Source organism: Thermus arciformis (assembly GCF_900102145.1).
Classification (GTDB): domain Bacteria; phylum Deinococcota; class Deinococci; order Deinococcales; family Thermaceae; genus Thermus; species Thermus arciformis.
Map to the genome: position 1 here is coordinate 1 of NZ_FNBC01000051.1, position 12,139 is coordinate 12,139.

12 protein-coding genes and 1 pseudogene are annotated in these 12,139 nt (G+C 68.4%); 9 read left to right on the forward strand and 4 right to left on the reverse strand.

Going from position 1 to position 12,139, the window contains the following annotated elements:
* The 6 genes from BLP62_RS12290 to BLP62_RS12315 all read left to right on the forward strand — a co-directional run.
* Positions 1–331, forward strand: a 331-nt coding sequence (locus tag BLP62_RS12290) for a transposase (protein WP_176758227.1), incomplete at its 5' end; no start/stop codon positions are given.
* Between the two features lie 277 nt (positions 332–608).
* Positions 609–1,436 carry a hypothetical protein gene (locus tag BLP62_RS12295; protein WP_143004371.1) on the forward strand — a complete coding sequence of 276 codons (828 nt, stop codon included), beginning with the start codon at positions 609–611 and terminating at the stop codon, positions 1,434–1,436.
* A 73-nt stretch (positions 1,437–1,509) separates the two neighbouring features.
* Positions 1,510–2,928 carry a hypothetical protein gene (locus tag BLP62_RS14200; RefSeq protein ID WP_093008616.1) on the forward strand — a complete coding sequence of 473 codons (1,419 nt, stop codon included), beginning with the start codon at positions 1,510–1,512 and terminating at the stop codon, positions 2,926–2,928.
* Between the two features lie 74 nt (positions 2,929–3,002).
* On the forward strand, positions 3,003–3,845 hold the full coding sequence (locus BLP62_RS12305) for a 3-keto-alpha-glucoside-1,2-lyase-like domain-containing protein (protein ID WP_176758228.1): 843 nt from the start codon (positions 3,003–3,005) through the stop codon (positions 3,843–3,845).
* A gap of 108 nt (positions 3,846–3,953) precedes the next feature.
* Positions 3,954–5,645 carry a M3 family oligoendopeptidase gene (locus tag BLP62_RS12310; RefSeq protein ID WP_093008617.1) on the forward strand — a complete coding sequence of 564 codons (1,692 nt, stop codon included), beginning with the start codon at positions 3,954–3,956 and terminating at the stop codon, positions 5,643–5,645.
* A gap of 24 nt (positions 5,646–5,669) precedes the next feature.
* A complete protein-coding gene (locus BLP62_RS12315) occupies positions 5,670–6,122 on the forward strand; it encodes an arsenate reductase ArsC (protein ID WP_093008618.1) in 453 nt (150 codons plus the stop codon).
* Here BLP62_RS12315 and ubiE read toward each other — a convergent pair.
* Positions 6,119–6,823 (reverse strand): bifunctional demethylmenaquinone methyltransferase/2-methoxy-6-polyprenyl-1,4-benzoquinol methylase UbiE, encoded by a 705-nt coding sequence (ubiE, locus tag BLP62_RS12320; protein ID WP_093008619.1) that lies wholly within the window; start codon positions 6,821–6,823, stop codon positions 6,119–6,121. The genes BLP62_RS12315 and ubiE overlap by 4 nt on opposite strands.
* Positions 6,824–6,872: 49 nt before the next feature.
* Here ubiE and BLP62_RS12325 point away from each other — a divergent pair, with 49 nt between their 5' ends.
* Complete coding sequence (locus BLP62_RS12325) at positions 6,873–8,687, forward strand: ABC transporter permease (RefSeq protein ID WP_093008620.1); 1,815 nt, start codon at positions 6,873–6,875, stop codon at positions 8,685–8,687.
* Positions 8,684–9,595 carry an ABC transporter permease gene (locus BLP62_RS12330; protein WP_093008621.1) on the forward strand — a complete coding sequence of 304 codons (912 nt, stop codon included), beginning with the start codon at positions 8,684–8,686 and terminating at the stop codon, positions 9,593–9,595. Before BLP62_RS12325 ends, BLP62_RS12330 begins: the two co-directional genes overlap by 4 nt.
* Here BLP62_RS12330 and BLP62_RS12335 read toward each other — a convergent pair.
* Both BLP62_RS12335 and BLP62_RS12340 read right to left on the reverse strand, forming a co-directional pair.
* A complete protein-coding gene (locus BLP62_RS12335; protein ID WP_093008622.1) occupies positions 9,583–9,840 on the reverse strand; it encodes a hypothetical protein in 258 nt (85 codons plus the stop codon). The genes BLP62_RS12330 and BLP62_RS12335 overlap by 13 nt on opposite strands.
* Complete coding sequence (locus BLP62_RS12340) at positions 9,837–10,373, reverse strand: flavin reductase family protein (RefSeq protein ID WP_093008623.1); 537 nt, start codon at positions 10,371–10,373, stop codon at positions 9,837–9,839. The genes BLP62_RS12335 and BLP62_RS12340 overlap by 4 nt, the downstream gene beginning before the upstream one ends.
* Before the next feature lie 28 nt (positions 10,374–10,401).
* Between BLP62_RS12340 and BLP62_RS12345 the strand changes: the two genes are divergently transcribed.
* Positions 10,402–11,796, forward strand: coding sequence for a hypothetical protein (locus BLP62_RS12345; RefSeq protein WP_093008624.1), 1,395 nt, complete (start codon positions 10,402–10,404; stop codon positions 11,794–11,796).
* Between the two features lie 44 nt (positions 11,797–11,840).
* Here BLP62_RS12345 and BLP62_RS12350 read toward each other — a convergent pair.
* Positions 11,841–12,139 (reverse strand): annotated as a pseudogene (locus BLP62_RS12350) (transposase); the annotation flags it as partial.

Below are 12,139 nucleotides of genomic sequence, written 5' to 3' on the forward strand. Positions count from 1 at the left end.
GCGGTACCCGGGGGTGGTGGGGCTTTGGGTACAGGATTCGGGGGCCTTCCTGCGGTTCTACGGGTACCCCAAGGTGCTTTGGCCGTACTTGCGGAGCACCAACCTGATGGAGCGGTTTATCCGGGAAGTGCGGCGTGGGACGAAGGTGCGGGACCACAAGTTTCCCAAGGCGGAGGCGGTATACAAGCTCCTTTACCTGGAGTCAGAGAGGCAAGAGGGGAGGTGGGCAGAACGGAAACTAAAGGGGTTCTCGGAGGTGAAGGAGGTGCTGGAGAAGATGCTTCAGGAGCGGTATGCCCCCCGTACACAGACTCTTACACATAACTCTTGACACGACCCTCAATCAGGGAACCACCCAGGTAGACGCCGGCACCTGGACAGGAAACAAAACCACCAAGACTGACTGTCCCACCTCTGGAGCGGGCCAAAACGAGTTTTCCAACAGCCTGAACCAACATTTTCAAGCGTCGGGACAGGCCTTACAACAGCTTCTCAACGACCCCGCCTTCCAAGCGTTGCTTCAAAACCCCGGCGGCTTGGGCACGGGAGGGCTTTCCGTCCAAGGCTTCAGCCCTGAGGGACCCCTGGGCTTCCTCAGGCCCCTTGGCGTGCTGCCCATGAACCACCCCACTTCGGGGAACGAGCTGCTTCGGGGGGGCTACGACTACACCAACCCCAACAACCCGCTGCAGTACACACCCGCATCGCCCTACGACCTCGGCTTCAAGTGGACGGCCAACAGCCAGGAGGCCGAGCTCCTCGTCAACTGGGACAACGGAAAGGCCACCATCTGGGCCCACGACCAGGGAGGCGAGAGCCTGGAGGTCCCCCAGGCCAGCCAGGCGAAGATGACCCTTGGCGGCAGCCAGGTGGCGAACGCCGACTTCAGCGCGGACTGGTACTATTGCAACGCGAACAACACGCACATCTTCGAGCCCACGAACCTCGCCTTCACCGGCTCCATCGGCCAGACCGCCAAGCTGAACTGGAACTTCAGCTACGCCCTCACCGAGGGAAGCACCGACACGATCGCGAGCGAGCTTAGCCTCTCCACAACGGGAACAAACCCCAAGGCCTCTATTTCCTACCAGCTCACCCTGAACGGCGACCTCACCCGCGGCACGGACTGCTTCACCGAGGGCTTTGACGTCCAAAGCGGCTCCTTCACCTTCACCTCCAGCGCGGGCTCGGACAGCTTCACCTTCCACATCAACGTCACGGGAATCCAGCTGGACCAAAACGGCAACCCCACTCGCGTGGACCTCAGCGGCTACGTGGAGGAGAACGGCCAACGGGCCCTCACGTTCTCGGGCTACCTGGACCAGGATGACCTGAACGGCCAGGACACCTGCCCGGGCGAAAACGTCCTCCTTTCCTTCCGTGACGGCGCTCTGACGGCGGAGCAGTGGCTCCAAGCGAACGGCTACTGCCGGTAGGCCCAGGGGCCCCTAACGCCTTAGCGCCCGGGGCCTGGTTCCTGGGCGCTTTTCCCCAAAAAGCACCATGCGCATGCACAAACCCTTAGCCCTCATTCCCCTAACCCTCCTCCTCCCCGCCTGCGTCCCCACCCCGGGGCCGCAGGCGCCCCCTGCCGGGGAGCTCAGCGTCCCCCCCTTCCCCGACGCCCGCTTCGCCCTCTACCTAGACCCGGAGGCCCTGCGGCAGGACCTCCCCACCCTCCCCATCCCCCCGGCGGAGGCGGTGAGAAGGGGGCCCCTCGGCTTTCCCCTCCTCCTCGCCTTCCTGGGGACCGCCCCCACCGAGGGCTACGGGGTCCGGCTCGGAAGGGTGGCGCAAGAGGGGGGAACCCTCAGGGTGGAGGTGCGGACCTGGGGCCCGGCGGGGCCTAAGGGGAAGGTGCGCTACACGTACCCCCTGGACCTAAAACCCATCGCGAACCTCCCCCCTTACCCCTTTGAGCTGGTCTTCCACACCCCCGAGGGCCAGGTACTCCACCGGGAACGGGTCCGCCCCCGCGTCGCCCCCCACGGCAGGTCGGAAGAGGTGGGGGACCCCTACGGGGTGGTGGCCCGCTGGGAGGAGGTCTACCGGGATGGCCCCCACCTGGGGCGGAACCTGGTGCGCCTCCACGAGGAGGCCTTTGAGGTTTTCTACACCCCGGAGGGGGAGGGAAGCCGCTTCTACCTGGACCTCCCCTCCTGGCTCTTCGGAGGACGGGAAGACCCTTCCTGCTCCCTCACGGACCGGCCTCCGGAGGTCCTGGTCCGGGAGGTGCGGGGAAGCCTCCTGGAAGGAAACCTCACCCTGAGGGGGGCCTTCGTTCCCCTGAACCGGCGCTACGGCCTGGTGCATAGCCCCCTACCCCCCGAGGAGGTGCCGGAAAGGGCCTACGTGGCCTGCTTTTATACGGCCCACGACCCCCGGTCCGAGGTGCTCAGCCCCCTGGTCCTGGACCTGTACCCCGCCCGCCTCCTCCCCCGGGAGCCCAGGAGCGTGGAGGTCCTGAGGGCGGAGGCCGGGCCCACGGAGCTCTTCTTCCAGATCCGGCTCCATCCCTTGCCTCGGGAGGACGTCCCCCTGGACCTCTACACCCTGGACCTGCCCCCCCTTCCCGGCGGGGAGCGGGCGGCGGTCTTCCCTTACCCTGGCTTTGACCGGGACCTCACCCAGCCCCGCTACGTGCTGAGCCTGAGCGGGGGGCAGGAGGGCTTCTTCCTCTGGATCCTCGCCCCCGAGGTGCACACCTTCACCCTCTTCGCCCGCCTCGTGCGCTGCCAAGGGGTGGAGGGCGGGGAGGTTTCGGCCCTCAACCCACCCTCCGGGGCTGGCTGCCCAAGCCTGCCCCTGGCCGAGGCCTTTTACACCCACCGGGGGCTTCTCGGGCCCGGAGGCCCCCTCACCCTGCGCCTCCAGTTCCGCTCCCCCGAGGGGTGGCGCTCGGAGCCCTTCTCCGTCACCGTCCCCTAGGCCACTCCACAGGTTTGGCCTTAACCAGGCTTTAACCGACGGCACGCTACAAAGAACATAAGGGAGGTAAACGCATGAGGAAGAAGAAAGGGTTGTGGCTTCTGGCAGCAGGCGTTTTGCTCGCGGCGTGCGCCCCTAGGATCACCGCGGAACCCCTTCCCGGGGTGCGGGTGGACGTGCCCATCCAGGTTCCTCCGCCCGGCGGCCCCTCCCAGCCCCCCGGGCAGGCCCAAAGCGGCGTGACCGCCCCCGTCATCAAGGTCCTCCCGGGCAACCCCCTGCCCCCGGCGGGAAGCGCCTATGTGGACGACTTCTCCTCCTACCCCACGGGGGCCGTGCTTCCCGTGGTGGCCCCGGACCGGTACGGCCTTCTCCGCACCGGCGAAGGTTGGCAGAAGATCACGGTGGAGGAGGCCTTCGCCCCGGACGGCAGGCTGGACAAGGCCGTACGCACGGAGGGCGGGTATGGAGAAGGATTCCTCACCACCGGCGCCGAGGACTGGACGGACTATCGGGTGAGCTTCCGGCTCAAGACGCTGGAAGCCTGCTGTACCGGTAGCCACATCCGGGCCCGCCTTTTCCTGGACGGGAGCGGCTCCCGTGCCCTGGAGTTCCAAATCGGCTTCGGGCCTGAAGGGGTGAAGCTCGTCAAGCTCACTGGGAGACAAAGCTTCACCCTCCTCCACCGCAGGGAACTGGAAAACACCGCCCGGGCCGTCATGCGGGACGGAAACTGGCATGATTTCGTCTTTGAACTGCGAAGCGAGGGCACGGTGCGGGTCTTCGTGGACGGGACGGAGGTGGTGAACTGGAAGGACCCCGACTACAACCGGGGCGGGTTCGGCATCGGCCCTGTAGGCGTCACCTTCCAGCTGGACAACCTCAAGGTGGAGCGCCTGGGCACCCCCACCCCTTAGGGGCTATCCAGCGCGGCTGCACCCCTGGGGCAGGAAGCTGGGTTCGCGAACGCGTCCCTTTGAAGCCTTCCACCGGCTTCTGACCGGCGGGTCAGGTATAGTGGGGGCATGGAAACCACCTGGGACCTCACCCCCCTCTTTCCCGGCCTGGAAAGCCCCGAGTTCCAGAGGGCCTGGGAAGGCCTGAAGGGAAGGATCGGCGAGCTCAAGGGGCTTCTTGAGCGGGAAGCCCCCCTCGCCGAGGTCCTCGCCGCCCTGGACGCCTTCCTGGAGGAGGCCACCCCCCTCCGGGCCTACCTCTACGCCCGCTACAGCGCCGACACCCGGGACGAGGCTGCCCTTGCCAAGCTCTCCGAGCTGGAGGTCCTCTTCCTGGACTTCCAGCGTTTAAGGCCCCGCCTCACCCGCTACCTGGCCCTGAAGGACCCGGAGGAAGCCGGGCCCCACCGCCTCCTGGTGGAGGAGGCCAAGGAGGAGGCCCTGCACATGATGCCCGAGGGGGAGGAGGTCCTGGCGGCGGAGCTTTCCCTCTCGGGGAGAGCGGCCTGGGACAAGCTCCACGAGAGCCTCACGAGCCAGATCACCGCGGTGGTGGACGGGGAGGAGATGCCCATCACCAAGGTGCGGAACCTCTACTTCCACCCCGAGGAGGAGGTGCGGAAGAAGGCCTACGAGGCCGAGCTCAAGGCCTGGGAGGCCCACGAGGTGCCCCTGGCCTTCGCCCTAAACGGGGTGAAGGGGGAGGCCAGCGTCTTAAACCGGAAGCGGGGCTACAGGGACGACCTCGAGCCCACCCTCCTCCAAAACCGCATCACGAGGAAGGCCCTCCAGGCCATGCAGGAGGCGGTAGGGGAAAGCCTTCCCCTCTTCCGCCGCTACTTCCTCCTCAAGGCCAGGGCCCTAGGCAAGGAGCGCCTGGACTGGTGGGACCTCTTCGCCCCCCTGGGCCGGGGGAGGCGTTGGAGCCTGGAGGAGGCCCGGGCCTTCATCCCGGCCAAGCTCGCCCTCCTGGTGCCGAAGGCCGCCCAGGTGGCGGAGATGGCCTTCCAGGAGCGCTGGATGGACCTCCTCCCCCGAAAGGGCAAGGTGGGCGGGGCCTACTGCATGGCCCGGGGCGGGGGGAAGAGCCTCATCCTCGCCAACTACGAGGAAAGCTTTGAGTCCGTCTCCACCCTGGCCCACGAGCTCGGCCACGCCTACCACAACTTCGCCCTTAAGGAGGCCCCGGCCTCCCTCCGCCGGGTCCCCATGACCCTGGCGGAGACGGCGAGCATCATGAACGAGACCCTGGTGGTGGAGGCGGCCCTTAAGGAGGCCTCCCCCGAGGAGGGCCTCCTCATCCTGGACGCCTACCTCCAGGGGGCGGCCCAGGTGGTGGTGGACATCCATAGCCGCTTCCTCTTTGAGTCTTGGGTCTTCCAAAGGCGCAAGGCGCGGGAGCTTTCCCCAAGGGAGTTCAAGGAGCTCATGCTCAAGGCCCAGGAGGAGGCCTACGGGGAGGCCCTGGCCACCCGCCACCCCTACATGTGGGCGGTGAAAAGGCACTACTACGGGGCCGACTTCTACAACTACCCCTACACCTTCGGCCTCCTCTTCGGGCTTGCCGTCTACCAGGCGGCCAAGGAGGACCCCGGCTTCGCCGAGCGCTACGAGGCCCTCCTCGCCGAGTCCGGCCGCTACCGGGCCAAGGAGCTCGCCCTCCGCTTCGGCTTTGACCTGGAGAGCGTGGACTTCTGGCGCCGGGGGATTGGGGTCCTCGAGGAGAAGGTGGCCCAGCTTGAGCGCATGACCTCCCCCTGACCGAAGGGGCGTAGGCTTTGGAGGATGCGGGTCCTCGTCCTCTGCACCCACAACTCCGCCCGAAGCCAGATGGCGGAGGCCTGGCTCCGCCACTTCGCCCGGGAGCTTGGGGTGGACCTCGAGGTCCACTCCGCGGGCACGGAGAAGGCCTTCGTGAAGGAGGAGGCCAAACGGGTCATGGCCGAGGTGGGGCTGGATCTCTCGGGCCATTTCTCCAAGACCCTCCTCGAGGTTCCCGACCCCTGGGACTTCGGCCTCGTCCTCACCGTGTGCGACCAGGCCAAGGAGGCCTGCCCCGCCTACCCCGCAAGGACCCACAAGCGCCACGTCTCCTTCCCCGACCCCACGGGGAACCCGCTGGAGGAGTGGCGAAGGGTGCGGGACGCCCTCGGGCGGATGGCCCGCTTCCTGGTGGAAGCCCTCAAGGAGGGAAGGCTCCCCAGCGACGAGGAGCTGAGGCGAGCGGCCGGGCTTTAGGGCTTGTCCCCCACGTGGATGGCCGCCACCCCGAAGGTGAGGAGCTCGTAGCGCACGGAAAACCCCGCCGCCGCCATCATGGCCTTCAGGGCCTCAGGAGCGGGAAAGGCCTCCACGCTTTCCGGCAGGTAGCGGTAGGCCCCGAAGTTCCCCGAAAGAAGCCCCCCGAGGAACGGGAGGACCCGCCCGAAGTAGACCCGGTAGACGAGGCCAAAGGCCCCCCGGGGGGGCGGGGGGAACTCCAGGAGGACGAGCCTCCCCCCGGGGGCCAGGACCCGGTAAAGCTCCCTTAGGGCCTTTCCGTAATCGGCGAAGTTGCGGAAGCCGAAGGCGATGGTCACCGCGTCAAAGGCCCCGTCGGGGAAGGGGAGGGCGAGGGCATCCGCCTCGAGGAAGCGGACCCCCACCCCCCTCGCCTCCGCCTTCCTCCGGGCGATCGCCAGCATGGGCGGGGCGAAGTCCGCCCCCACCACCTCCGCCTCGGGGGCCCTTTCCTTGAGGAGGAGGGCCAGGTCCCCCGTCCCCGTGGCCAGGTCCAGGATGCGCCTTGGAGCCTTCTCCAGGGCGAGGTCCGCCGCCCGCCTGCGCCAGCGGAGGTCCGCCCCGAAGGAGAGGAGGCGGTTTAGGAGGTCGTAGCGGGGGGCAATCTCCGAGAACATGCGGCGCACCTTGCCCGCCTTTTCCTCTGGGGAAGCCGCCACGAGGGGAGTCTAGCACGAGAGGCCACCCCCTTGGGGTAAAATCCTCCGCGTGTTGACGGACTGCAAGCGCCTGGGGCTTCTCGTCCTCCTGGGAGGGGGGGTAGCCCTCCTCCTCTGGTACCTCGCCCCCTGGGCCGTGCCCCACCGGGTCTTCGGCGGCGAGGGGGTGCTCCTCAACCCCTTCGGCCACCACCTGCCCCAAGGGAGCCTGCCCCAAGGCTACCGGGACGCCTGGCTCTACCCCGTCTTCTACCTCTCCCTGGCCTGGCTTGCCCTAAGCCTCCTCCTCCCCTGGACCAAGGCGGGCCCCCGGGGGCTCTACTGGGCGGGGGCCCTGGGCCTAGGGCTTTTCCTCCTCACCTACCTCCTCTTCCAAGGGAGCGTGGCCCAGGTGAACGCCGGGGCGGAAAGGCCCCTCCTCAGGCGGTATAGCCTGGGCCTTGGGAGCTACGCCACCTTGGCCTACGGCCTCTACCTCCTCCTCCTCGCCCGGGTCTTTTCCCCGGGGGGGCTCGCCCTTTTGGTGCGGAGGCGGGGGGTGGTGGTGCCCCTTTTCTCCCTCCTCCTCGCCTCCCTCCTAGGTGGGGCCATCGTGGCCGTGCTCAAGGAAAGCCCCGGGGAGGCCGCCACCTGGCGGGAGGCCCTTATGCTCAAGCTGGACCTCATCACCTACACCTACCAGCTCCTCTATAGCCCCCTGGTGAGCCCTTCGGGGTTTCTCCAAAGCCTCCTCCTCGCCACCCCCCTCATCTTCACCGGGCTTTCCGTGGCCCTGGGCTTTAGGGGCGGCCTCTTCAACATCGGGGCCCCGGGGCAGCTCATCCTGGGGGCCATCGCCGCCATGCTGGTGGGGGTCTACCTCCCGGGCCCGAGGTGGCTCGTCCTGCCCCTGGCCCTCCTCGCCGCCGCCTTGGCCGGGGGGCTTTGGGGGGCAATCCCGGGCTGGCTCAAGGCCCGCTTCGGGGCCCACGAGGTGATCAACACCATCATGTTCAACTACATCGCCGCAAGCCTCTTCCTCTTCCTCATCTCCGCCAACGAGTACAAGTTCTTCGGCCAAACCCTCCACCTCCCCTTCAAGTACCCCGGCTACGAGGCCCGGAGCTACGAGGTCCGGCCCGAGGCCCGCATCCCCCATTGGACCGACCTCGTGGCCCCGGGTGGGGAGCTCTCCTTCGCCCTGCCCCTCGCCCTCCTCCTGGGGGTTTTGGGCTACTTCCTGGTGCGGAGGAGCCTGGGCCACCGGGTCCTCGCCGCAGGCCTCCTTGGGGCCTTGGGCTACGGGCTTGGGGGGCTTCTCCCCGGGCCCCAGGTGGCCTTCGGCCCCGACCTCACCTCGGTGCGCCTGAACGGGGCCTTCCTCCTCGCCCTCCTCGCCCTCCTCTTCTTCCACCTCTACGTCTTCCGCCACGTGGGGGGGTATGAGCTTCGCGCCCTGGGCCTCGCCCCCAAGGCGGCGGAGTACGGGGGGGTGAACCCGGGAAGAAAGGTGGTCTGGACCATGTTCCTGGCGGGGGCCCTGGCGGGCCTCGCCGCCACCCACTACGTCCTGGGGGGCGGGATTGACGAGTACCGCCTGAAGCAGTCCCTCCCCTACTCCGTGGGCTTTGACGGGATCGCCGTGGCCCTCATGGGGCAGAACACCCCCCTTGGGGTGGGCCTCGCCGCCTGGCTTTTCGGCATCCTCCTCACCGGGGGGCTCCAGGTGAACCTGCAGCTCGGCATCAGCCGGGAGCTGGTGGCGGTGCTCCAGGCCCTCATCGTCCTCTTCATCGCCGCGGGGGGCTTCCTCCCCCGGTACTTCACCGACCCCCTGAGGGCCGCGGAGGTGGAGCTCAAGGCGGAAAAGGAGGTGAAAGAATGAGTCTGGACGCCGCCTTCCTCACCGCGCTTCTCCTCTCTACCCTGCGCCAGACCACGCCCCTCCTCCTCACCGCCCTCGGGGGGATGTTCTCGGAGAGAAGCGGGGTGACGAACATCGCCCTGGAAGGGATCCTCCTCTTCGGCGCCCTCACGGCGGCGGTGGTGGTGGAGCGCCTCGAGGCCGCCCTAGGCCCCGGGCCCCATCCCTGGCTCCCCTGGGTGGGGGTGGTGAGCGCCATGGGGGTAGGGGGCCTGGTGGCCTTCGTCCACGCCCTGGTTTCCATCAAGTACCGGGCGGACCAGATCATCAGCGCCACCGCCATCAACCTCCTGGCCCTGGGGGCCCCAAGCCTCGTCCTCACCTACTTCTACGGCAACGCCACGAGCTCCAAGGAGGTGGTAAACCGCCTCCCCCTCCTCTTCGGCCTCTCCCCCGTGGTCTACCTGGCCTTCCTCCTGGTGCCCTTAAGCTGGTGGGTCCTCTTCAAGACCCCCTTCGGCCTCCGCCTGCGGGCCGTGGGGGAGCACCCCGAGGCCGCGGATACCCTGGGGGTGAACGTCTACCGCATGCGCTACACCGGGGTGGTCCTCTCCGGGGTTTTGGCGGGGCTTGCGGGGGCCTACCTCTCCATCGGCTTCCTGAACCAGTTCGTGCGGGGCATGTCGGCGGGGATGGGCTTCATCGCCCTGGCGGCCATGATCTTCGGCAACTGGCACCCCGCGGGCATCCTCTTCTCCACCCTCCTCTTCGGCCTCGCCTCGGCCCTCGCCATCCAGCTCCAGGGGAGCGAGATCCTCCCCGCCGTCTTGGTCCAGGCCTTCCCCTACGTGGTCACGGTCCTGGTCCTGGCGGGCTTCATCGGCAGGAGCCGCCCCCCGGCCGCCGTGGGCAAGCCCTACGAGAAGTAGGCGCGAAGCCGCCCCAAGCGGTGGGTAAGCCTCAGGCGGCTTCCGTCCCCAAAGAAGAGCTCCACCTCATCCCTCCTCAGGGCGAAGCCCTGGAGCCGCTCCGCCCCCACCCCTTGGGCGAAGCGGGCGTGGGGGTCTTCCCGGAGGTAGAGGAAGCCCTCCTCCAGGAAGACCTGGACCTCGGTCCGCTGCCGGTTGAAGACCAGGCGGCGCACCCTCCTGGCGAAGGCCTCCGCCTCCTTCACAGCGCGAAGGTCTCCTCGGCGGGGCGCCCGTAGAGGCCCTTGCCGTAGTAGAGGAGGGGAAGGCCGGGCCTGGGCCTCCCCTTCTCGTCCAGGAGGCCTTCCTCCTCCCAGACGGCCACCACCCGGCCCACGAAGAGGTCGTGGTCGCCGAGGGTGTGGACCTCGAGGAGCTCAAGCTCGTAGGCGGCGTAGGCCCCTTCCAGGATGGGCACTCCCAGATGGCCCAGGAAGTGGGGGGCCTGGCCCTTGTCCACCTCCCGGCCCGAGCGGCTTCCCAGCCAGTGGACGAGGTCCTCTTGCCCGAAGGGGTGGAAGCTTGCCGAGAAGCGGCGGGCCTTTAGGAGGAGGCCGTGGGTGAAGCGCTTGGGGCTGATGGAAACCCCGAAGAGGGGCGGGTCGGCGGAGAGGCCCGTGTTCCACACCGCCGGGCAGAAGTTCACCCGCTCCCCCACCCGCACCCCCACCACGGCGGGGACGCCAGGGTAGTAGTGGTAGAAGGCGGGGAGGGGGCCTTGGGGAAGGTAGAGCCTCATCCCCCCTATTCTCGCTTATAGTGAACCCATGGAAAAGCTCCTGTCCCTGGCCCTCCTAGGGGGTCTAGCCTTGGCCCAAGAGGTCTGGGTGGCCCAGGCCTTGCCCCGCCCTCAAGGCGCTTTCGGCCCCGAGGGCTACCCCGGGCTTCCCGCCTACGCCGTCCGCCTCACCCACACCTACCCCCCGGAGGAAGCCCGCTTCCCCGGCCTCTTCCAGGTGGCCTACGACGGCGAGGCCCTCTACCTCCTCGCCCGCTTCAGCCAGGCCGCCCCGCCCAAGGCCCAAAGGGATGCGGAGGATCCGGAATGGTGGCGGGACGACACCCTCGAGGTCTTCCTCCGCACCGACCCCTGGGACGACGAGGCCCCCGACCTCCACCTGGCGGTCAACCCCAAAGGGGTCCGCTTCCGGCGCTACACCGCCCCCCTAGACTACGAGGCCCGGACCGGCCTCCTGCCCCAAGGCTGGTGGGCCGAGCTCCGCCTGCCCTTCGGCGGCCCCCTCCCTAAGCCTAGACCTGGCACCCTTTGGCAACTCAAGGTGGGGCGGGGGCACCCCGAGGCCCGGGAGTACACCCTCTGGCCCATGGGCGGGGACTTCCACTCCCCGGGCAACTACAGCTACCTCGCTTTTCTGGAACTCCCCCAAGACCCCGAGGCCCTGGCCCAGGCCGTCCGGGCGCGCGAGGCGGAAATGCCCCCCATCCCAAGCCGCCTCCAGGGCCTTCGGCGCTGGGCCCTCTACTACGGAGGGGACGGGTCGGCCCTGGAGCGCCTCCGGGGCTTTGACCTGGTGGTCCTGGCCCGGGAGGCTCCCCTGGCCCTGGTGCGGGGGCTTGGGGAAGCGGGGGTTCGGACCGCGGCCTACCTGCCCCTGGGGCTCCTCCCAGAGGGGGAAGCCCGGGCCAAAGGGCTAGCCCCGGCAAGCCTGGGCCCCAACCCCTACGTGCCCGGCACCCTCCTCATGGACCCCGCCCACCCTGCCTGGCGGGCCTGGGTGCGCAGGGAGGCGGAGCGGCTTTGGGCCTTGGGCTTCCGGGGCTTCTTCCTGGACGGCCTAGACCAGGCGGACCTGCGCCTCGAGGCCATTCCCGATCTGGCCTCCCTGGTGCGGGAACTCCGCCAGGCCCACCCTGAAGCCGTTCTCCTCCAACACCGGGGTTTTAGGGTCCTGAGGCGGACCGCTCCCTTCCTGGACGCCGTGGTCTACTCCGGCCTTTCCCTAGACCCCACGGGTAAGCCCTACCCGGCCGATCCCAGCCCAGTCTGGCCCTTCCAGCGCCGGGGCCTTGTGGCCCTCAGTCTGGACGTGGCCCAGGACCACAAAGGGGCGGCCTTCGCCCGAAGGCGGGCCCAGGAGCTGGGGTTCTTGCCCTACGTGGCCGTAGGCCACCTTGCCTCCCCGGAGGGCCTAGGACTTTAGTCCTAAGACTTCCCCCTTTTCGGATATTCACCTGCGTACTCACCTCACGCCACCACCCGCAACACCCGGGTGATGGGCAGACCCGCCTGCCCAAGAAGCTGGGCCACCACGCTCCAGGCCATCACCCAAGCTTCCACTTGCAGGGCCACCGCCTTCAGCCCCCGTACCCTCCCCACCGCCCCCACCAGCCCCATCGGTCCCTTCAGCAGACCAAAGACCGTCTCCAGCTCCCACCGCCGCCCCAAAAGCCTCCGGTACGCACCTCTCCCCCGCCGCCGCAGGTTCAAAAGCCGCCCCCTCCCCTTTGGCCTTCCCCGTCTCCGGTTATGCCCCGTCACCAGAA

Bases quoted from the DNA above. Each gene is read 5' to 3' on its own strand.
- BLP62_RS14200 (WP_093008616.1), top strand. From the start codon at position 1,510: ATGCACAAACCCTTAGCCCTCATTCCCCTAACCCTCCTCCTCCCCGCC.
- BLP62_RS12305 (WP_176758228.1), top strand. From the start codon at position 3,003: ATGAGGAAGAAGAAAGGGTTGTGGCTTCTGGCAGCAGGCGTTTTGCTC.
- BLP62_RS12310 (WP_093008617.1), top strand. From the start codon at position 3,954: ATGGAAACCACCTGGGACCTCACCCCCCTCTTTCCCGGCCTGGAAAGC.
- BLP62_RS12315 (WP_093008618.1), top strand. From the start codon at position 5,670: ATGCGGGTCCTCGTCCTCTGCACCCACAACTCCGCCCGAAGCCAGATG.
- BLP62_RS12330 (WP_093008621.1), top strand. From the start codon at position 8,684: ATGAGTCTGGACGCCGCCTTCCTCACCGCGCTTCTCCTCTCTACCCTG.
- BLP62_RS12340 (WP_093008623.1), bottom strand. From the start codon at position 10,373: ATGAGGCTCTACCTTCCCCAAGGCCCCCTCCCCGCCTTCTACCACTAC.
- BLP62_RS12345 (WP_093008624.1), top strand. From the start codon at position 10,402: ATGGAAAAGCTCCTGTCCCTGGCCCTCCTAGGGGGTCTAGCCTTGGCC.